This window comes from Kribbella sp. NPDC004138 (assembly GCF_053603655.1).
Genome location: NZ_JBSGFZ010000002.1, coordinates 47,040 through 67,208, shown reverse-complemented (window position 1 = coordinate 67,208; position 20,169 = coordinate 47,040). Strand labels below are relative to the sequence as shown.

Annotated in this window: 20 protein-coding genes and 2 tRNA genes; 8 read left to right on the top strand and 14 right to left on the bottom strand. The window is 69.2% G+C overall.

From position 1 onward, the window contains the following. The first annotated feature begins 3 nt into the window (after positions 1 to 3). On the top strand, positions 4 to 804 hold the full coding sequence (locus tag ACWEOO_RS02330; protein WP_452141404.1) for an SDR family NAD(P)-dependent oxidoreductase: 801 nt from the start codon (positions 4 to 6) through the stop codon (positions 802 to 804). Next, positions 804 to 2,981: a DUF5054 domain-containing protein gene (locus tag ACWEOO_RS02325; RefSeq protein ID WP_452141403.1), complete on the top strand. Its 2,178-nt coding sequence runs from the start codon at positions 804 to 806 to the stop codon at positions 2,979 to 2,981. The genes ACWEOO_RS02330 and ACWEOO_RS02325 overlap by 1 nt, the downstream gene beginning before the upstream one ends. A gap of 305 nt (positions 2,982 to 3,286) precedes the next feature. Here the strand turns inward: ACWEOO_RS02325 and ACWEOO_RS02320 are convergent. The 3 genes from ACWEOO_RS02320 to tenA form a co-directional block, all read right to left on the bottom strand. After that, positions 3,287 to 3,359: transfer RNA gene (locus ACWEOO_RS02320), tRNA-Lys, on the bottom strand. Positions 3,360 to 3,419: 60 nt separating this feature from the next. Then, the gene (locus tag ACWEOO_RS02315; protein ID WP_452141402.1) at positions 3,420 to 4,967 is read right to left on the bottom strand and encodes a phytoene desaturase family protein; all 1,548 of its coding nucleotides are present in this window, start codon (positions 4,965 to 4,967) and stop codon (positions 3,420 to 3,422) included. Next, on the bottom strand, positions 4,964 to 5,626 hold the full coding sequence (gene tenA / locus ACWEOO_RS02310; protein WP_452141401.1) for a thiaminase II: 663 nt from the start codon (positions 5,624 to 5,626) through the stop codon (positions 4,964 to 4,966). The genes ACWEOO_RS02315 and tenA overlap by 4 nt, the downstream gene beginning before the upstream one ends. 92 nt (positions 5,627 to 5,718) lie before the next feature. Between tenA and ACWEOO_RS02305 the strand changes: the two genes are divergently transcribed. Further along, positions 5,719 to 7,443, top strand: coding sequence for an aminotransferase class V-fold PLP-dependent enzyme (locus ACWEOO_RS02305; protein WP_363711982.1), 1,725 nt, complete (start codon positions 5,719 to 5,721; stop codon positions 7,441 to 7,443). Here the strand turns inward: ACWEOO_RS02305 and ACWEOO_RS02300 are convergent, their stop codons facing one another. Together ACWEOO_RS02300 and ACWEOO_RS02295 are read right to left on the bottom strand one after the other, a co-directional pair. Further along, the gene (locus ACWEOO_RS02300; RefSeq protein ID WP_452141400.1) at positions 7,444 to 8,532 is read right to left on the bottom strand and encodes an ankyrin repeat domain-containing protein; all 1,089 of its coding nucleotides are present in this window, start codon (positions 8,530 to 8,532) and stop codon (positions 7,444 to 7,446) included. It lies immediately after the preceding gene. A 113-nt stretch (positions 8,533 to 8,645) separates the two neighbouring features. Then, a complete protein-coding gene (locus ACWEOO_RS02295; protein WP_452141399.1) occupies positions 8,646 to 9,611 on the bottom strand; it encodes an SMP-30/gluconolactonase/LRE family protein in 966 nt (321 codons plus the stop codon). A gap of 145 nt (positions 9,612 to 9,756) precedes the next feature. Between ACWEOO_RS02295 and ACWEOO_RS02290 the strand changes: the two genes are divergently transcribed. Genes ACWEOO_RS02290 through ACWEOO_RS02280 form a run of 3 tightly spaced genes read left to right on the top strand, consistent with a single transcriptional unit; the run spans position 9,757 to position 12,576 of the window. Then, a complete protein-coding gene (locus ACWEOO_RS02290; RefSeq protein WP_452141398.1) occupies positions 9,757 to 10,929 on the top strand; it encodes a sensor histidine kinase in 1,173 nt (390 codons plus the stop codon). Continuing rightward, positions 10,926 to 11,570, top strand: a complete 645-nt coding sequence (locus ACWEOO_RS02285; RefSeq protein ID WP_452141397.1) for a response regulator — start codon at positions 10,926 to 10,928, stop codon at positions 11,568 to 11,570. The genes ACWEOO_RS02290 and ACWEOO_RS02285 overlap by 4 nt, the downstream gene beginning before the upstream one ends. A gap of 13 nt (positions 11,571 to 11,583) precedes the next feature. Next, entirely contained in the window at positions 11,584 to 12,576 is a 993-nt protein-coding gene (locus ACWEOO_RS02280; RefSeq protein ID WP_452141396.1) for a cation diffusion facilitator family transporter, read from the top strand. On the opposite strand, the gene ACWEOO_RS02275 is transcribed toward ACWEOO_RS02280, so the two are convergent. From ACWEOO_RS02275 to ACWEOO_RS02250, 6 genes are all read right to left on the bottom strand, one after another. After that, a complete protein-coding gene (locus ACWEOO_RS02275; RefSeq protein WP_359939147.1) occupies positions 12,573 to 12,923 on the bottom strand; it encodes a thioesterase family protein in 351 nt (116 codons plus the stop codon). The two genes, ACWEOO_RS02280 and ACWEOO_RS02275, sit on opposite strands and share 4 nt — an antisense overlap. A gap of 189 nt (positions 12,924 to 13,112) precedes the next feature. After that, positions 13,113 to 13,889, bottom strand: coding sequence for a hypothetical protein (locus tag ACWEOO_RS02270; RefSeq protein ID WP_452141395.1), 777 nt, complete (start codon positions 13,887 to 13,889; stop codon positions 13,113 to 13,115). Positions 13,890 to 13,904: 15 nt separating this feature from the next. Further along, on the bottom strand, positions 13,905 to 14,393 hold the full coding sequence (locus tag ACWEOO_RS02265; RefSeq protein ID WP_452141394.1) for a SigE family RNA polymerase sigma factor: 489 nt from the start codon (positions 14,391 to 14,393) through the stop codon (positions 13,905 to 13,907). Positions 14,394 to 15,009: 616 nt separating this feature from the next. Then, positions 15,010 to 15,082 (bottom strand) — tRNA-His (locus ACWEOO_RS02260). Positions 15,083 to 15,161: 79 nt separating this feature from the next. Beyond that, the gene (orn, locus tag ACWEOO_RS02255) at positions 15,162 to 15,785 is read right to left on the bottom strand and encodes an oligoribonuclease (protein ID WP_359939156.1); all 624 of its coding nucleotides are present in this window, start codon (positions 15,783 to 15,785) and stop codon (positions 15,162 to 15,164) included. A gap of 51 nt (positions 15,786 to 15,836) precedes the next feature. Continuing rightward, entirely contained in the window at positions 15,837 to 16,742 is a 906-nt protein-coding gene (locus tag ACWEOO_RS02250) for a class I SAM-dependent methyltransferase (protein ID WP_452141393.1), read from the bottom strand. A gap of 77 nt (positions 16,743 to 16,819) precedes the next feature. On the opposite strand from ACWEOO_RS02250, the gene ACWEOO_RS02245 reads away from it, so the two are divergent. Next, entirely contained in the window at positions 16,820 to 17,299 is a 480-nt protein-coding gene (locus ACWEOO_RS02245) for a GNAT family N-acetyltransferase (RefSeq protein ID WP_452141392.1), read from the top strand. Positions 17,300 to 17,323: 24 nt separating this feature from the next. On the opposite strand, the gene ACWEOO_RS02240 is transcribed toward ACWEOO_RS02245, so the two are convergent. The 3 genes from ACWEOO_RS02240 to ACWEOO_RS02230 all read right to left on the bottom strand — a co-directional run bounded on the left by ACWEOO_RS02240 (position 17,324) and on the right by ACWEOO_RS02230 (position 18,983). Beyond that, positions 17,324 to 17,527 carry a cold-shock protein gene (locus ACWEOO_RS02240; protein WP_130381366.1) on the bottom strand — a complete coding sequence of 68 codons (204 nt, stop codon included), beginning with the start codon at positions 17,525 to 17,527 and terminating at the stop codon, positions 17,324 to 17,326. 94 nt (positions 17,528 to 17,621) lie between these two features. Continuing rightward, a complete protein-coding gene (locus ACWEOO_RS02235; protein ID WP_452141391.1) occupies positions 17,622 to 18,416 on the bottom strand; it encodes a hypothetical protein in 795 nt (264 codons plus the stop codon). Positions 18,417 to 18,428: 12 nt separating this feature from the next. Beyond that, entirely contained in the window at positions 18,429 to 18,983 is a 555-nt protein-coding gene (locus ACWEOO_RS02230; RefSeq protein WP_452141390.1) for a dihydrofolate reductase family protein, read from the bottom strand. A 191-nt stretch (positions 18,984 to 19,174) separates the two neighbouring features. Between ACWEOO_RS02230 and ACWEOO_RS02225 the strand changes: the two genes are divergently transcribed. After that, entirely contained in the window at positions 19,175 to 20,146 is a 972-nt protein-coding gene (locus ACWEOO_RS02225; RefSeq protein ID WP_452141389.1) for a 2-dehydropantoate 2-reductase, read from the top strand. Positions 20,147 to 20,169 lie beyond the last annotated feature (23 nt).

Genomic DNA, 20,169 nt, shown 5'->3' with positions numbered 1-20,169 from the left:
ACCATGTACTTCGACCGGCCTCTCTCCGGCCTGCGCGCGTTGATCACCGGAGCCGCGCAGGGCATCGGCGAGGCGATCGTGCGTGCCTTCTTCGCTGCCGGAGCCGACTGCGTTCTCCACGATCGCGACCAGCAGACCGGAGCAGCGCTGGCGGCAGAACTGGGCTGCCAGTTCGTTGCCGGTGATCTTGCCGATCGGGCAGCACCCGACCGGATCATGGACGCTGTCACGGCGCTGGGCGGACTGGACGTCTTGGTCAACAACGCTGGTATCGAAATCCCCGCTCGACTCGATCAACTCGAGTCCGACGCGTTCGCGGAGGTCCTCGAGGTCAACCTGATCGCGCCGACGGCGCTGAGCCGCTTGAGTCTGCCGTTGCTGCGGCAGAGCGCCAACGCTTCGATCATCAACGTGACGTCCATCCACGAGTCCGTGCCGGTCAGCGGGAACGGCGCGTACGCCGCGGTCAAAGCCGGCCTCTCCTCCTTCACCCGCACGGCGGCTGTCGAGCTCGGGCCGGAGCGCATCCGCGTCAACGCGATCGCCCCGGGCGCGATCCGTACCCGGATGAACTCCGACCTGATCGATACCATCGGTTCGCAACAGTTCGCCCGATGGATCCCGTTGGGCCGGGTCGGCGCCCCCGACGAGATCGCGGACGTCGCGGTCTTCCTCGCGAGTCCGGCCGCCCGCTACATCACCGGAACCTCGCTCGTCGTCGACGGCGGCTACAGCAACAACCTCGTCCGCTACCCACGCGAGGCCGAATCCGGACCGACCTCCCACACGACAAAGGACTTCTGATGCTGGTTGACAGCTGGCGGGCCGGCGAGCAGGACGCCGAGACCTCAGGCGGATCGTCGGATTTCGCCAAGATTCATGTGGTCTTCAAGACGCATCTGGACGTCGGGTTCACCGACTTCGCGGCGAACGTACTCAGGCGCTACCGGGACGAGTTCATCCCGGGGGCGATCCGTCTTGCCCGCGATCTGGCCGAGCGGTCCGGACGCCCGGAGTTCGTCTGGACCACCGGTGCCTGGCTGATCGCGCACGCGCTCCGCGAGGGCACGGCCGCGCAGCGCGCGGATCTCGACGCGGCGATCCGGGAGGGCTTCGTGTCCTGGCACGCCTACCCGCTGACCACGCAGACCGAGCTGCTCTCGCGCAGCCTGCTCGATCACTGCATGACCTATTCGGCCCGGCTGGACGCAGATTACGGCCGGGTCACGACCGCGGCGAAGATGACCGACGTTCCCGGTCACACGATCGGTCTGGTCCCCGCCCTCGCGGCCGCCGGGGTGCAGTACTTGCACATCGGCGTCAACCCGGCGTCCCCGGTACCGGACGTTCCCGCGAACGCCCGCTGGCGTGCGCCGGACGGCAGCGAAGTCGTGCTGTCCTACGACCCCGAGTACGGATCCGACCCGGCACGCGCGCTGCCGCGTGCGGTCCCCGGATCGGACGAGGGTCTGTTCTTGTCGTTCACCAACGACAACCAGGGGCCGCCCCTCGCAGAGGACGTCCGGGCGCTGCACGCGCGTTACCCGGACGCCGAGGTGATCGCATCGGATCTGAACGCCTTCGGCCGGGCCGCGCGGGAGTCGCGCACCAATCTGCCGGTCCTCACCCAGGAGATCGGCGATTCGTGGATCTACGGGATGGCGGCCGATCCGATCACGACGGCGGCACTGAAGCGCCTCGGCCGGCTGCGCGAGACCTGGATCGCCGATGGTGACCTTGTCCTGGACAGCGACGCGGAACGAGCCCTGTCCGAGCAGCTGATGCTCGTCGCCGAGCACACCTGCGGCGGGGACCACAAGCACTTCCTGCCCGACTACGTCTCGTACGACAAGGAGGTGTTCCGTCAGCGGCGCGAACGTGACGTGATCCAGCTCGACGAGACCATCCCGCCGATACTGGCCTACACGAAGCTGTTCATACCTGCCCGCGACGAGCCACACCGCTACTCCGAGGCGATCGCCACCTTCGACGAGAAGCGCCACAACGCGCTGGCAGCGGCTCAGGCGCTACCCGAGCCGCTGCGCGCCGCGGCAACTGCTGAACTGGACCTGGCCGTGCCGGTGGCGCCGGACAGTGCGACCGCTGTGGGCAGCACCGTCGACAGCGAGCGACTGCGGCTTCGTGTCGGCAGCGACGGATCGCTGGCCGGACTGCTCCTCGACGGCTGCGAACTCATCGCGGACGACGCCGATACCGTCGGCCAAGCATCACGCGCTCTGGGCGCCTACGAATACTGGACCTACGGCGCGGCCGATGTGCAGCGATGGCTGGATGCCTACAGCCGCGACCCCTACCGCAACGGCTTCTGGGCGTTCCCGGATTTCGGCAAGCCCGGGCTCGACCTGCTCCGTCCGGTGCCCAGGACACGGCGCTTCCTCCCGCGGGTCCTGGACAGCATGGCCTGGCAGGCGGCCGATGCCGTGCACGTGCGCAGTCGCCTCCGCCTCGACGAGGAGGCCTGCGAGAACGCCGGCGGCCCGCGCACCATCACTCTCGAACATGCCGTCACGCCTTCGGACGAGCCGTACACGGCGAGCGTGCGCACCACCCTCTGGCTCGGCGACAAAGACGCGTTCTACGCCCCGGAATCCTCCTGGCTGCGCTTCAACCCTGCTGCCCGTACGCCGAGCCGGTGGCGACTGCACAAGTCCGGAGTCCCGATCGATCCGCTCGACGTCGTCCGCGACGGCGGGCGGACCTGGCACGCGATCGAATCAGCCCGTTACGCGGATGACTCGGACGAGATCGCGATCGAGCCCCTCGACGCTCCCGTGGTGAGCATCGGGCGGCCGAGGTTGTACGAGTTCGACAATGATCCGGGCGACCCGTCTACCGGTTTCGCTTTCACGTTGCACAACAACGCGTGGGGGACGAACTTCCGCCCCTGGTTCGATGACGACGCCCGGTTCGAGGTCGTGACCACGCTGCGCCGCAGCGGATCCTCGGCCGCTCGCCGATAGACCCCCGGCAGGCCCGACTCAGCGAGTCCGGCCTGCCGTTGGTCTTGGTGACGATTTCTGCCCAGGTGCGGTGGCTTCGGCATGCTTGCCTCCAAGCGCGGTGCGTGCGTTGCCTGTTCACCGCACGGCCGGTGCAGAGGACCGCAAGTTCGATGACACCCGAGGCCGATGTGACGTGACACACAGTCACGAGCAGCTCAAGGCCGCAGGGCTGGGTCGATGGGAGACCCGCGGCAGAAAGGTCGAGTAAAAGGTGACCTGTGGGCATGAAGAAGCCCAAGTCACCTGCGTGACCTGGGCTGTTGTGCGCCGCCAGGGACTCGAACCCCGAACCCGCTGATTAAGAGTCAGCTGCTCTGCCAATTGAGCTAGCGGCGCTTGGTGTTGCCTTCGAACGAAGAGGATCGTAGCAGGGGGATCGGGGAGATGCGAAATCGGTTAGCGGGTGAGGATGGTCATGGCTGCGTTGTGGCCGCCGAGGCCGGAGACGGCGCCGCCTCGGCGGGCGCCGGAGCCGCAGATGAGGAGGTTCGGGACGTCGGTTTCGGTGCCCCAGCGGCCGGCGTCGGCGGGGTCGGTGGCCCAGGGCCATTGGAGGTCGCCGTGGAAGATGTGGCCGCCGGGCATGCCGACGGACTCCTCGATGTCGTACGGCGTCTTGGCCTCGACGCACAGGTTGCCGTCGGCGTCCCGGGCGATGCAGTCGTCGAGGGGTTCCGCGAGGTACGACTGGAGGCCGGCGAGCACCCGGCGTACGGACTCGGACCGGGATGAATCGTTGTCGGAGGCAAACAATCGGGCGGGGAAGTGCACGCCGAACACGGTGAGGGTGTGGTGGCCGGAGGCAATCAGGTCGGGGGAGAGGATCGACGGGTCGGTCAGCGAGTGGCAGTACACCTCCGACGGCGGTACGGCGGGCAGCTCGCCCGCCGCGGCGGAGCGGTACGCGGCCTCGAGCTGGCTGTAGTCCTCGTCGATGTGGAACGTGCCGGCGAAGGCCTGTGCCGGGTCGTCACCTGACTTGAGCGCGGGGAGGTGATTCAGCAGCAGGTTGACCTTCAGCTGCGACCCCTCCGGCTTCTCGATATCGGTCTGACCGCGCAGCGTGGCCAGTGTCGGCGGGGCGACGTTCGAGAGCACCCAGGAGCAGTCCACGGATCGCTCACCGTCACCACCGAGCCAGGTGACCGATCCGCGGGTCCCGTCGACCTGGACCGACGTCACTGCCGCGTCGGTGACCAGGGAGGCGCCGGCGCGTCGTGCTGCTGCCGCCAGCGCGTCGGTGACCGCTCCCATACCGCCCACCGGCACCCGCCACTCGCCGGTGCCGTTGCCGATCAGGTGGTACAGGAAGCACCGGTTCTGGATGAGTGACTCGTCGTGCAGCCCGGCGAACGTGCCGATGATCGCGTCGGTCGCGACAACCCCGCGGACGGTGTCGTCGGTGAAGCGCCGTTCGATGGTCTCGCCGAGCGGCCGCTCGACCAGCTCGTCCCACAATGCGCCGTCGACCCGGGAGCGGAGGTCAGCCGCCGTCCTGAGCGGCTCCAGCAGCGTGGGAGCAACAGCAGCGGCCACTGAGCCGACCGCGCCGTAGAACGCCGCCCACGCGTCGTATTCCGCGTCACCGCCGGTCAGCGCAGCGAACGAGGCACGGGTGGCCGCCCCCTCGCAACGCTCGACCATGAGGCCGACGTCGCGCCCGTCACGGCGTACCGGGGTGTACGACGCGACTGTCCTGGACCGGAGCTCGAGACCGAGGCCCAGGTCGGCCACGATCTTGTCGGGCAGCAGGCTGACCAGGTACGAGTAGCGCGACAGCCGGGCGTCCACGCCCGGGAACACGCGCTGGCTGACCGCGGCGCCGCCGGTGTGCGGCTGCTGCTCGAGAACGAGGGTAGAGAGCCCGGACTGGGCCAGATACGCGGCCGCGACGAGCCCGTTGTGCCCGCCGCCGACAATCACGACGTCGTAGAAGTCCTTCATCCCACCGGCCAATCGAGTTTGTTGTACGCGGCGTCCCAGAACATCCATTCGTAGCGGCACGTCATGGCGAAGTGCTGATGACAGCGTTCCCGCTCAACTGCTCCGACGTCCAGTCCGTCCGTGACGGCGAGTACCGACTCGACGACTGCGTCGAACTCCTCCGAGCCGTACGTCTCGATCCATTTCCGGTACGCCGGGTCGGGGGACGACCGCTTGAGCAGCTCACGCCCCACGTCGCGGTAGATCCAGTAGCAGGGCAGGACAGCGGCCACTGCCTCGGCGTACGTCCCGGTGGCGCACACGGCGGTCAGATAGGACATGTACGCCGTGGTGGTGGGACCCGAGCCGGCCGCGTCGACGTCCGCCGCCGTCAGCCCCAGAGACGCCAGCAGTGACGTGTGGAGCTCACGCTCGACAGCTATCGCGTTGGCGGCGTGCAGCGCGAACATGCTGACCGCGTCCTCGTCCAGGGCGCGTCCGGCGACCAGGCTGAGCGCTCGCGAGTACGCCCGGAGGTAGTGGCTGTCCTGGATGATGAAATACCGGAAGGCGTCGTGGTCGAGGGTCCCGTCGGTCAGGCCGGTGATGAACGGGTGCCGGACGATCTCGTCGTACACGGAGGCGGCCCCGCGGTTCCACAGCTCGCTGGAAAACGTCATCCCCACTCCTCGCCGTCGACTGCACCGACCTTATCCACGAGGCGCGCAGCGATCACCGAGACGCAGGTCACGTCCGCGCCATACTCTGAGACATGGGTATCCAGGGGGAGCAGGCGGAGATGCCGCCGGAGTCGCCGTTGCTGCGACGGATCCGGGCGTCGGTGATCGGTGACGACCAGGTAATGCCAGGGCCGTACGGTCCGCGGCGCGTCACGTACGCCGACTACACAGCCTCCGGGCGGGCGCTGACGTTCTTGGAGGACTTCATCCGCGAGGAGGTCCTCCCGCGGTACGCGAACACGCACACCGAGTCGAGCGGGACCGGGCTGCAGACCACCCGGCTGCGCGAGGACGCCCGGCGCATCATCCACACCAGCGTCGGCGGTGACGACGAAACCGCGCTGATCTTCTGCGGCTCGGGCGCGACCGGGGCGATCGACAAGCTGATCGGGATCATGGGCCTGCGGATCCCCGCCGAGCTCGACGACCGGTACCACTTGACCGACCGGATCCCGCGCGACGAGCGCCCGGTTGTCTTCATCGGCCCCTACGAGCACCACTCGAACGAGCTGCCCTGGCGCGAGTCGATCGCCGATGTGGTGGTGATCTCGCAGGACGCGGACGGCCACATCGATATCGACCAGCTCGAGTCGAGACTGCGGGAGTACGCCGACCGGCCGCTGAAGATTGGCTCGTTCTCGGCGGCGAGCAACGTGACCGGCATCGTCAGCAACACGCAGCGGCTGTCGGCGCTGCTGCATCGCTACGGTGCGCTCTCGTTCTGGGACTGTGCCGCGGCGGCGCCGTACGTCGAGATCGACATGTACGGCGGGCGCGACCAGGACCCGTTGTCGTACAAGGACGCGATCTTCCTCAGCCCGCACAAACTGATCGGCGGCCCGGGCACACCCGGCGTGCTGGTCGCGCGCCGCGAACTGCTTCGCAACCGGGTACCCGATGTGCCGGGCGGCGGCACGGTCGCCTACGTGAACCCGCTCGAGCACCGGTATCTGGACGACCCGGTGCACCGTGAGGAGGGCGGCACGCCGGCGATCATCGGCTCGATCCGCGCCGGGCTGGCCTTCCAGCTGAAGCAGGCGGTCGGGATCGACGTGATCCGGGCTCACGAGGATGCCTACCTGCGGCGCGCGGTCGCGGCCTGGACGGCCGAGCCGAACCTGCAGATCCTCGGCAACCTGGACGCCGAGCGGCTGTCGATCGTGTCGTTCGTGGTCAAGGCGCCCTCGGGGCGGTACCTGCACCACAACTTCGTGGTCGCGCTGCTGAACGACCTGTTCGGCATCCAGTCCCGGGGCGGCTGTTCGTGCGCCGGGCCGTACGGGCATGCGCTGCTCGGGATCGACCTGGACCGGTCGCACGAGTTCGAGCACGAAATCATGCACGGCTGTGAGGGGATCAAACCCGGCTGGGTGCGGGTCAACTTCAACTACTTCATCTCCGAGGCGGTGTTCGCGTACGTCGTCGAGGCCGTCAAACTCGTCGCCCGGGACGGCTGGCGGCTGCTCGGCGACTACCGCTTCGACCCGGCCAACGGGCTGTGGCGGCACCACCGCGGCCCGGTCGAGCCGCCGATGCGGCTCTCCCAGGTCGGCTACGACGCCGACGGCAAGCTCCGGTACCCGCGCCACGACCACACGGCGCCGGAGTCCGCCCTCGACGACTACCTCGCCGAGGCCCGCGACCTGCTGTCCACCTGTCAGCAGGACCGCACCGACTCCGAGGGCAGTGTCAACACCGATTTCGATCACCTCCGCTGGTTCGAGCTCCCGTCCCGCTGTCTGACCCGCGACCGCTAGCTAGCGGGCTCCGGCGGCGCGGAGGGTCTTGGCGATCTCGTCGTACCCACGGGACTCGGCGTGGCGGAGCGGGCTGACGCCGTCGGCATCGGCCAGGTTGGGATCCGCGCCGGCGCCGACGAGGATCTTCACGATCTCCTGCCACTGCTGCGTGCCCTTGCCGAGGGTGATCGCCTCCAACAGGGCGGTCCAGCCGAGGTTGTTCACGTGGTTGACGTTGGTCTTGGTCTGGACGACCCGCCGGACGTAGTCGACGTGGCCGCGTTCGCCGGCCGGGATGACCGAGATGCCGCCGAACCGATTCCGCAGGGTCAGATCCGGGTTCGCGGGCAGCAGGGTCTCCAGCATCGCGACACTCCCGGTGACGCCGGTGACGAGCCAGGCGGAGTCTTGCCGGTCGTCCTGCGCGTCGGGGTCCGCGCCGAGCGCCACGAGCAGCCTGGCCACGTCGACCCGGTCGTTGAGCGAGGCGAGCAACAGCGCCGTACGGCGGTGGTCGTCGCGGGACTCGATCGGAGCGCCGGCAGCCAGCGCTGCGGCGACCTTGTTGGCGTCACCCGACGCCGCAGCGTCCAGCAGTGCATCCGCCTTCGCCTGGGTGTCCAGGACGGCGCTGACGGCTGTCTGGCCGCGGTCCTTCGCGGCCTGGACCGGTGTGGCGCCGTCGTTGACGGCAGGCTTGACGCGATCGGCCCCACCCGCGATCAGCAGCCGGACGGTGTCGACGTACTGCGGGGTGCCCTTGCCTAGCAGCACGGCCTCGTGCAAGGCAGTCCAGCCGAGGTTGTTGACGTGATTGACCGCTACGCCGGCCTTGATCAGCCGGCCGACCACGGCGGCGTGACCACGCTCGGCGGCCCGAATGAGCGCCGTGCCGTGATAGCTGTCGAGGCTGCGGACGTCGGCACCGTGGGCGAGCGTCAGGTCGAGCAGTTCCAAGTAGCCCTCGCTGGCGGCGATCAGGAATGCGCTCTGGACGGTGTCGTCGACCGCGTTGACATTCGCGCCGGCAGCGATCAGGCGCTTGGCCCCGGCCACGTCGTTCTTCCAGGCGGCGGCGATCAGCTGACTGTCGAGTGTGGGCGGCACGGTTGCGCTCCTGGAGGGCGTGGGCGAGGTCGTAGGCGCACTGCTGGTCTCAGTGGAACACGCTGTGGTCGCCGCCATCAGCAGGACGGCGGCCACAGCGATCGGGCGGCGATTCATCGGCGCGGATTGAGCGTGATGACCTGGTACGGCGGGACAGCGGTCGCCTCGTCGAATTTGCTGTCGACGACCAGCAGCCGGCCCTGGGCAAGCTTCGCGGTGGTCAGCACCCGATCCGGGTCGGTCGGCGTCGCGGACATCAACCGCGCGATGCGTCCGTCGGCCGACACCTGCAGGGTGCTGAGCACCTTCGAGAAGTTGCGCACGACCCAGAGGCTGTTGCCCTGCTGGACGAGACCGTCTGCGTTCACCAGGTCGGCGCCCGCGGTGTCGACCGCGGTGGCCTGCGCGGTCCGCAGGTCGAACCGCCACAGCTTGCCGACGTTGCCCTGGGCCACGACCAGCGCCTTGCGGTCCGGCGAGAGCACGATCCCGCCGAGGTTGAAGCCGGTTGTCGTGTCGATCGTCCCGGTCGCGTCGGCCCAGGTCCTGACGGTCCACCGGCCGTGCTGCTCGGCGACCCGGAAGATCTGTGGAGCGTTCGAGTTCGTGAAGTACGCCGCGCCGTCCGGACCGATCACCAGATCATTCAGGAACGCGTTCGGCACGCCGGTCCGCAGCGCGGCCAGCAGTTGCCCGTCGCGGTCATACACCCACAGGTCCGGCGCGCCTGGGTGGTCGATCCCGTTCGGCCCGCCGGCGACATATACCCGGCCCTGGGAGTCGACGTTGACGCCGCGGGCCGTCCAGCGGCCGTCGGTGCCGTCGCCCTGCAGCCACTCGGTCGCCGCTCCGGAGCGCAGCTGCCCGCGGTGGATCTCACCGCCGGTGGTCTCGGACACGTAGTAGTTCTTCGTGCGCGCGTCGAACCCGATGCCCTCGAACTTGGAGCCGCCGGGGTCACCGGGGAGCTCGTAGGTGCTCGGCCGGGTGTGTGCCGGCGAGGCGAAGGCCGCCGAGGCTCCGGCGCCGAGCAGGGTGGCGGACAGCGCGAGGGTGGCGGACAGCGAACGGACAGACATCTGAACCTCTCAGGACGGTCGGTGGATTCGAGCTGCCTCCAGCCTCCGTCGGCGGGACCGGTCCGCACGACGGGTGTTCGGCCACCGATGGATAGCCGAACGGATGATTCGGATCCGGGGCTGAGCGGCCTACGATCGGCAGAACATGTCCACTGCGCACACTCCGTCGATCCTGAGTCACGCGACGCGGCTGGTGACCGCACTGCACGCGGCGCTGGTCGTCCTCGTGCTGGCGTCCGCGATCCGCTACCTGACCGGTCACGGCCTGGGCGACCGCGCGCCGTGGGTGCTGCTCGGCGCAGCGGTGTTGCTGGCGACGTACGGCGCCTACCGGCTGCTCCCCAGCCGGGTCTGGCTGGCGCTGCTGGTCGTGGAGTGGTGCGCCCTGGTCCTGCTGGCTCCGTCGTTCGCCTGGTGCGCCGTGCCACTCTCTTTTGTTGCCCTGCGCATCCTGTCGTTCCGCCCGGCCTGTCTGGTCGTGGCCGGCATGGTGGTGGTCACTGTGGTCCAGTGGACCCGGATGACCGACCGGTTGGACCCGACGATCGTGCTGGGGCCGGTCTGTGTCGCAGTGCTTGCCGTGGGCGCCTACCGGGCGCTGGAGCGGGACGCGCTGGCCAGACAGGCGCTGCTGGACGAGCTGCATGCCGCGCAGGGCGACCTGGCCGACGCACAGCACCAGGCAGGAGCCATGGCAGAGCGAGCCAGGCTGTCGCGGGAGATCCACGACAGCGTGGCGCAGGGTCTGTCGAGCATCAACCTCTTGCTGCAAGCCGCCGAGCGCGAGTGGGACGCCCGGCCCGCTGCAGCGCGCGAGCACGCGGCCCAGGCGGCCGCCACCGCCCGCGACGGACTGGACGAGGCCAGGAGAGTGGTCCGCGACCTCGCACCGGCCGAGCTGGCCGCGGGCCTGCCGGAAGCACTGCGCAAGACCTGCGAACGGCTGGCGGCCCACACAGCCCTCGACGTCCGGGTGCAGGTGCATGGTGAGCCGGTGACTCTCGACTCGGAGGTGGAGACCGCACTGTTACGCACCGCTCGCGGCGCACTGGCCAATGTGCTCGAACACGCGCACGCGGAAACGGCCTTCGTGACTCTCACGTACCACCCCGACGCGGTGGTCCTCGACGTTGTGGATAACGGCCGGGGCCTTCCGCGATCTCATGTCACCATCGATTCCGACCGCGGCCATGGCCTGGCCGGAATCCGGGAACGACTGAGACAACTGGGAGGAACGCTGGTGCTGGAGAGTGAACCGGGGGACGGTACGGCGCTGGCCGCGTCGATCCCGCTGCGGACGACGGCGGAGCATTCATGACGAGCGATGCCGCGGCCCCGGCGATCCGCGTTGCGCTGGTCGACGACCATCCCGTCGTGCGCGCCGGCGTCCGCGCGCTCGTCGAGGCCCAGGACGATCTGATCGTCGTCGGCGAGGCGTCCGATGCGCACAGCGCGGAGCAGCTCGTCGCGGGCCTGCACCCGGACGTCGTGCTGATGGATCTCAATCTCGGCCCAGGCCCCGGCGGTGCCGAGGTGACCGCGCGGCTGCGGGCACTGCCCGAGCCGCCGTACGTGCTGATTCTGACGACCTATGACACGGAGGCCGACATCATGAGCGCGATCGACGCCGGCGCCTCCGGATACCTGCTGAAGGACGCGCCGCCGGAGGACCTGTTCCGCGCGATCCGCGGCACCGCGCGCGGCGAGACCGTGCTCGCACCGGCCGTGGCGGCGCGGCTCGTCCGGCGCTCCGGCCCGATGCTCACCGAGCGCGAGGTGGAGATCCTCGGCCTGCTCGCCACCGGCAAGTCGAACCGGGACCTCGCGAAGAAGTTGTATGTCAGCGAGGCCACGATCAAGTCCCACCTGGCGCACATCTACTCGAAGCTGGGCGTGGACACCCGCGCGGCCGCCGTGGCACGCGCGATCGAGCAACGCATCATCCGGCCGGTGAGCTGAGTATGGTCGGACCGTGAGCAGCTCGGACGACGAGGCGACCGGCGGCGAGAGCCTGCTGACCGTCCTGATCGCGCTCACCGCCAACCTGCTCATCGCGCTCGCCAAGACAGTGGTCGCGGTGATCACCGGATCCGCCTCGATGACGGCGGAGGCCGCGCACTCGTGGGCCGACACCGGCAACGAGGTGTTCCTGCTGATCGGGGAGCGCCGGGCGCGGAAGCCCGCTGACCGGTTGCACCCGCTCGGGTACGGGCGGGTCAGCTACATCTGGTCGATGTTCGCGGCGTTCGGCCTGTTCACAGTCGGTGCAGCGGTCTCGGTGTGGCATGGCATCCAGTCGCTGCAGCACGGCGAGGCGGAAGCCACGTCGTACGGCTGGGCGTATGCCGTGCTCGGGATCTCGTTCGTGCTCGAGGGGATCTCGTTCGCGCAGGCGCTGCGGCAGACCAAGGCGGGCGCGTTGGAGCGAATGCTGCGCCCCTGGCGGTATGTCCGGCTCACGTCGAATCCGGTGCTCCGTGCGGTGTTCGTCGAGGACCTGTCGGCGCTGATCGGCATCCTGATCGCGGGAGTCGCGATCCTGCTGCACCAACTCACCGGCAACGCGGTCTGGGACGCGATCGGCTCGATCGTGGTCGGCATCCTGCTCGGTACGGTCGCGCTGTTCCTGATCAGCCGGAACATGGATTTCCTGACCGGTGAGGCGGTCACCCCGCTGGCCCGCAACCGGGTGCTCCGCGCGCTGCTCGCGCACGAGGACATCGAGCGGATCAGCTTCCTGCACATGGAGTGGGTCGGCGCCGACCGGATCTTCCTGGTCGCCGCGGTCGACGTCGCCGGCAACGACGTCGAGTCCGAGGTCGCCGCCCGGCTGTACGCGATCGAGGACGCGCTGAACGCCCGCCCGGAGATCCAGCAGGCGATCCTCACGCTGTCCCGGCCCGGCGACCCGACGAGCCTGGAGCCCGGCGAGCTGCCGCGCTGGTACGTCGAGCCGCCGGTCTAGGGCACGTTCGCGAGGAAGCGTTCGCGGTCGACGACGACCCGTTCGAGCTCACCGTCCGCGACGAGCTGGCCGGCGGAGTTGGTGGCGCGCACCTGGAAGCGCAGGTGCCGGCCGTCCACCTCGGGGCCGTCCGCGGCGATGTCCACGGTGTCGCCGACGCGGGTCGGGAGGCGGTGGCGGATGCGGACCGACGTACCGACCGAAGTCTGGCCGGGCTCGAGCGCGGTAAGGGCGAGCTGTGCGGTGGTGTACTCGAGCCAGGTGATCAGGCGGGGCGTGGCGAGGACCTCGACATCGCCGCTGCCGACGGCGAGTGCTGTGTCGGCGGCGGTGACCTCGTGGCGCACGGTGGCTCCCCTCAGAGGCTTGTACGCTCCCGACCGTGGGGCCGGTACACATTGCGGTTTCGGCACTGGCTGCATTGTTGCCGATCGTGAGCCCGATCGGTGCGCCGGCCCGGGCGCGATCGTACTCGCCGCGAAGTGAGCCCATCGCGATCGCTCCGGGGGAGCAGTCGCGATGGGCTCGGGGTGGGGCTACTTCGTGGGCTTCGCGCCCTTGGTGCCCTTCCACGCCTTGGTGGGGGAGACCGGTGGGAGCTTCCAGGACTTGCTCTTCGCGAGGGCAGTGAGGGCCTCGGTGGAGAGCAGCGGCTTGGGGCGCGTGTGTTGCTTGTCCTTTTCCGCGGGGCCGTTGTAGCTCGTGAGGCTGATGGCGCGGCCGTCGTGGCGGTACAGCAGCACGTAGTTGCTGATGACGCTGTACTGCGACTGGCGGCTGTCGCTGTACACGGGGGACTCCTTGGACACGTACACGACCGAGCCGTCGGGGAGGGTGCTGCAGCCCTGGCGGACCGGGACGCACGGGTTCGCCTCGCCTCCGCCGGACAGGAGCACGTCGACCCGGGCGGCGCCGTGCCCGTCGTCGACGACGTACGCCGCGCCGGCGTAGTCGCCGCCGCCCCAGGTCTCGGGGCTCGAGAGTGTCCGTCCGGGCGCCGTGACGAGCGTCTTCAGCGTCGCGAGCGTCTCTTTCAGGTTGACCGCGGGCGGCTTGGCGGTCGGTGTCGGCTTGGCCGACGGCACCGGGGAGCCGGCGACGGCGACGTTCGTCGGGGAGCCGGCCAGGTGGATCCCGCCGGCGATCAGGCCCGCGGTTGCGAGTACGGCGCCGGCGCCGGACGCGGTCAGCAACGCCGTACGCCGGCGTCGCAGCCGTAGTCCTTGCGCGACGGTGCGTTCGAGCAGGTCGGGTGTGACCGGCTCGAGGTTCTCGGTGGCGCGGTGCATCAGGTCGGTGAGTTGGGTGTTCATGGTTCTCCTCGCCTTTCAGAGCGCGATCAGCTGGTCGGCGCCTTCGCCGAGGACGGCGCGGAGGCGGTCCAGGGCGCGGGCGGTGCGGGTGGTGATCGCACTGGTCTTCTTGCCGAGATCGAGCGCCACTTGTTCGACGCTGCGATCTTCGAAGAACCGCAGCACCAACACGGCCCGATCCAGCGGCGCCAGCTCGGCCAGGGCGCTCTGCAGGGCCATCCGCAGCTCCGGATCCCCGGCCCGCTCCGCAATCTCCGGCACATCGGCCGTCGGCCGCTCCGACCAGCTCTTACGCCGCCGCTGCGAGATGTACGTCCGCACCAGCACGGTCCGCGCGTAAGCCCCCGGGCTGTCGATCCGCTGCCAGACTTTCAGCAGGTTCGCCAGCGTTTCCTGCACGAGATCCTCGGCGTGATGCCGATCGCCTGCCAGCAGCCAAGCAGTCCGATAAAGCCGCGGTATCTGTGCCCGCGCGAACTCCTCGAAGTCCTCGGTCGTACCCATCCACACCTCCTGTAGATGCCTCTGCCCCACAAGACGCACCCACGGCGGGCCTGGGTCACACCCAGCTCAGAAAACCTTCGAGAGAACCCAAACGGCAAACGCCAAGAACCCCACCACAAACGTCACCACAACCACGACGCCGTACCCCAACCAAGCACTCCCACTCAACTTCACCAGCGAATCCTCCCACGCCCACCAGCCAACCCACCCTCACCCAGCACCCGAGCTGACCGCCCAACCCAACCCCAACCCCCCAACAGCGACCGCGAAACCCACCCCAGCCCCCGAGCCAACCGCGAAACCCAACCCCACCCCGGCGCCGACCGCGAAACCCAACCCCATCCCCGGCCGCGAAACCCCAACCCAGGCCCCGGCGCCGACCGCGAAACCCAACCCCAACCGCGGCGGCCCGCAAAACCCAACCCAGGCCCCGGCGCCGACCGCGAAACCCAACCCCAACCGCGGCGGCCCGCAAAACCCAACCCAGGAGCCGAGCGAAGCGAAGGCGAAAGGGGGTGCGGGTGGCGGAGCCCCCGCCGGCGGCAAGCGAAGCGCAGCCGCACAAAATGACGAAGCCGACCAAGCCTGCGCTCTCCGCAGGCATGGCCGGCCATCGGGTGAGTGACGGGACTCGAACCCGCGACCACCTGGACCACAACCAGGTGCTCTACCAGCTGAGCTACACCCACCATTGCCGTCCGAACCGCGACGGCTGAGCAATCATAGCGATGAACTGTCAGGACCAGAAATCGAGGCCGGATCCGCAGGTCAGGCGCCTGTTGGACTGTCCTCGGGGGCGCCGTCGACGATGAGGCTGGCGGCGGCGCGGGCGGTGGTGGAGTCGGGGCCGGGCTGTGGCACGAAGACGGTTTCCCGGTAGTACCGCAGCTCGTCGATGCTTTCGGTGATGTCGGCGAGCGCCCGGTGGTTGCCGGTTTTGGCGGGTGTCGCGTAGTAGACCCGCGGGTACCAGCGCCGGACGAGTTCCTTGATCGAGCTGACGTCGACGTTGCGGTAGTGCAGGTGGGATTCGACGCGCGGCATGTCGCGGACGAGGAAGGTGCGGTCGGTGCCGACGGAGTTGCCGGCGAGGGCGGCTTTGCGGGGTTCCTTGACGTACGACGTGATGTAGTCGAGGACCTGCTGTTCGGCGTCGGCGAGCGGGATGCCGTTGGCGAGTTCTTCGAGCAGTCCGGACCCGGTGTGCATGTCGCGGACGAAGTCGCCCATCTGGTCGAGGGCAGCCGGTGGGGGCGCGATCACCACGTCGATCCCGTCACCGAGCACGTTCAGTTCGTAGTCGGTGACGAGCACCGCGACCTCGATCAGGGCGTCGTTCGCCAGGTCGAGGCCGGTCATCTCGCAGTCGATCCACACCAGCCGGTCGTTCATGGGCACCCACCTTACGGTGGCGCGCCGACAGCGCGGTGACGGCGTGCCTTGTCAGCGCGGCGCGTGCCCCAGGTGGACACTGCGGACGGACAGTACGGCGAGGTCGGAGCGCCGCCCGAGGTACTGCGGCCTGTCGGGGTCGAGCAGTTGCCGCCACACCTCGACATCGTCCGGCGTCAGCCACTCCTCATCACTCACGAGATGCCCATGACCGTGCCCATGCCCGTGACCATGACCGTCCCCGCTGTCGCCGCCGGTCAGCCGCTCGATCCGCGTCCGGAACGCCCGTACGACGCCTTCCAGCCGCTCCGGCGGCAGCGGTGCCGGCGTCTCGGTCAGCACGCTCCGCGTGGTGGCTCCGGTCAGTCCGGCCCGGGTCAGCGTCTCGGTCCACCCGTACGGCATCGGCACCGATCCCGGCAGCGAGTCGCGCATCACCTTGAACCACCGGTCCTGCGCCAGGTCGAGCCGCAGTTCCAGGCCGGGTTCGCCGACCCCCAGGTCCCACGGCAGGTACCGAGCGGGCAGACCGCCTTCGGCGAGCGCCAACCGCCCGCCGGGCGCGAGCAGCGAGGCCAGCGCGTCGACAGCGGCCTGCTGGTCGGCGGCGTGGTGCACCGAGGCCGATGCCCAGATCAGGTCGGCGGGCGCGGCGATTGCCCGGCGCAACGGTGCCGCGCCGTCGTCCATGGAGGCGAGCTCGCACCGCACCAGGCCGGCGGTGTGTTCGCGGGCCTGCTCGAGGACGTCGGGATCCGCGTCGATCGCCACCACTGTCGCACCGGGCAGTGCCTCGGCGAGCGCCTTGGCCATCCCGCCGCCTCCGCAGCCGACGTCCGCCAGGACCTTGTCGCCGTCGCGCACGAGGCTGCGGGCCACTGCCGCGTTCCAGTCCGTCTCGCCCTCGGCCGACGCGCGCAGCCGTCCGGCCTCTCCCGCCCAATCGATCTCGATCATGCCGACAGTCTCGCGCCGTCCAGGGACGTTGTCTGTCTCAGGTTGCTGTTTCGGCAAAGGGCGTTACCGTTGCGCGGGTGATCACCACGGACCGCCTGACTTTGCTGCCGCTGCGGGTCGAGTACGCCGAGCCGATGGTGGAGGTGTTGTCCGACCCCGCGCTCTACACCTTCACCGGCGGGGAGCCCCCGTCCGTGGCGGAGCTGGAGGCACGCTACCGCCGCCAACTGGCCGGTCCGGGACGTCCGGACGAGCAGTGGCTCAACTGGGTGATCGAGTACGACGACGCGCTGGTCGGCTATGTCCAGGCGACGGTGACCGACGGTACGGCGGAGATCGCCTGGGTGATCGGCACTGCCTGGCAGGGCCGGGGTCTGGCGAAGGAGGCCGCCCAGGGATTGGTCACCTGGTTACTGGCTCAGGGAATCGGCCGGATCGTCGCGCACGTCCATCCGGATCACGATGCGTCGGCCGCGATCGCGGCCGCGGCAGGTCTCGCGCGCACGGACGTACTGGACGACGGCGAGTACCTGTGGTGCACGGCAGACCCGGCCTGAACCGGGTCTGCCGCCAAGCTCAGATCAGACCGGGCGAACGTTCTCCGCCTGCAGGCCCTTCGGGCCCTGGGCGATCTCGAACTCGACCCGCTGGTTCTCGTCCAGGGAGCGGAAGCCCTGGGTCTGGATCGCCGAGTAGTGCACGAACACGTCGGCGCCGCCGTCCTCCTGGGAGATGAAGCCGAAGCCCTTCTCGCCGTTGAACCACTTCACTGTTCCCAAAGCCATTTTTTTCTCCTGATACGACAAAACGCCCAGCGGATCACAAATCCGCGGGCGCTTCGACACGAACGTGGAACTGCAACTGCAACAATCAGAAACCCTAGCACGCTGGATGAGCCGTCAGCCAGCCCTGATCGCGGCGCGCGTCGTACTCGTCCGGTGTGCCCGCCCATGTGGCAGCACAGCCGGACGTCCCACATTCGCAGGCGAACGGGTACGGCGGCAGCTCGGCCAGCCCGATGTCCGCCTGCCAGAGCCGCCCCTGCCGGCACGCTGCGAGGTTCTCGTACCGTCGCTGTCGGCTCAGCTCCGCGCCCGGCGCAAGACGCGGTGGCGGCCCCAGCGCGTCCTCGACCGCTTCGGTGATACCTGCCCAGTCCGGTTTCGCGGACACCTCGATGAGTACCCGCCCGCGTTCGAGCGCCTCTCGCCGTACCAGCTCAGCCAGTACGGCGTCCCGCGCCAGCAGGCTCTCGAGACGGGCGCGCCCGGCCGGATCGTCTGCCCGGGCCAGCCGCTCCTCCCGCGCCCTCCGGGTCTGCTCGGCGTCCGGCAGCAACCACACCGCTGCCGGAACCGAGTCAGCCATCGACGGGAAGAGCTGCGGTCCCTCCACCACCGCGGGTACGTCGCCCAGGTCGCGCTCGCGGACGTCCGCGACAACGAGGTCCAGCCTCAGCCGCGCGACGTCCACGAAGGCCTCGGCGGCAGAGTCCGGTCCCTTGGCCAGCTCCTCCGTCAGGGGCCGGAGTGGCGGCAGCCGGTCGAGGTGCGCATACGTCCACAGGTCCACCGGGTGCAGAGGTAGATCGGCGCGCCGCGCGAGTCCCCGCGCGATCGTCGACTTCCCCGCGCCCGGAGCCCCGCCGATCCACACCATCGCCGGCCAGGTCATCGGAACATCTTGCTAGGCCCGCACGTACGTCGCCAGTGACGCCGCGCCGGTCTGCGCCACCGAGGTGAGCTGGAAGTGGACGGGTGCGTCCGACGGGCCGAAGAGCTGTGAGCCGGTGCCGATGATCGACGGGAAGGTCATCAGCCGGTACTCGTCGACCAGATCCGCGGCCTGCAGCTCCCGGATCACGCTGAGGCTGCCGGTGACGGCAATGGTGCGCGACTCCGACCGCACGTACTCGGCCAGAGAGCCCTTCATCAGCGTGGAGTTGGGGAAGGCGGACAGGTCGGTCAGCGAGTGCGACGCGACCACCTTCGCGATCTTGTTCATGCGGGTCGAGAACTCGTCGGTACGGTTCGGCCAGAGCCGGCTGAACAGCTCCCAGGTGGTCCGGCCGAGCAGCAGTACGCCGGTGTCCATCAGGTCGCCGAGGCGGAACTTGTCGCCGCCGACCGTCTCGGGACCGTGCCGGAACGCCCAGCCGCCGGCCGGGGTGCCGCCGGAGCCGTCGGGGTCGGTGACGATGCCGTCGAGGCTGACGAACGCGGTGACGATGACGTGGCCCATGGTTCCTGCTCCTTGCGTCGGGTGGGTTGACGCAGGTACTTACCGCCGGCGATGCGCCGATTCATCGGTCCCCGGCGAACTTTTTGGGCGAGCGCTTGCCGGGGAATGTGATCTTGACCGCATTCGGCCTCCAGCCTACTGTATCCCGTATACCAAGCCTTATCCGCCCTCCTCGGAAGGCAGGGACTCCTATGAGAGTTGCGGTTCTCGGCGCCGGTGCGATCGGTGCGTACGTCGGCGCGGCGCTGCACCGTGGTGGGACAGAGGTCCACCTGGTCGCCCGCGGCGCGCACCTGGACGCGATCCGGTCGAACGGTGTGACGGTGCGCAGTCCCCGCGGTGACTTCACCGCCCGTACACCCGCCACGGACGATCCGGCCGCGATCGGCCCGGTCGACTACGTCTTTCTCGGGCTCAAGGCGAACTCGTACGCGAGCGCCGGCCCCCTACTCGAGCCGCTGCTGCACGACCGCACGGTCGTCGTCGCGGCGCAGAACGGCATTCCTTGGTGGTACTTCCACGGGCTGAAGGGCCCGTACGAAGGCCGCCGGATCGAATCGGTCGACCCCGGCGGCGCCGTCACCGAGGTGCTGGACCTCGGCCGCGCGATCGGCTGTGTCGTGTACTGCTCCACCGAGCTCGACGGCCCGGGCGTCGTCCGGCACCTGGAAGGCACCCGCTTCTCGATCGGCGAACCCGGTGGTGGGCAGTCGGAACGCTGCACCCAGTTCAGTACGGCGATGATCGCCGGCGGACTGAAGTGCCCGGTCGAGGACGACATTCGCAAGGACATCTGGATCAAGCTGCTCGGGAACGCGGCGTTCAACCCGATCAGCGCGCTGGCCCGGGCGACGATGGTGGAGATCGCCACGCACCAGGGCACCCGGCAGATGGTCCGGATGATGATGGAGGAGTCGCTGGAGATCGCCGCCGCGCTCGGCTGTCATCCGGAAATCTCCGTGGACAAGCGCCTCGACGGCGCCGAACGCGTCGGGGAGCACAAGACGTCGATGCTGCAGGACCTGGAGAAGGACAAGCCGCTCGAGCTCGACGTCATCCTCGCCGCGGTCGTCGAGCTGGCTGACCTCACGGGCGTCAAGGCTCCGACGCTACGCGCGGTCCATGCCGTCGCCGATCTCCTGGCGAGCAAGGTCGGCGTGTAACAGACCAGGTGGGTCCGACCACA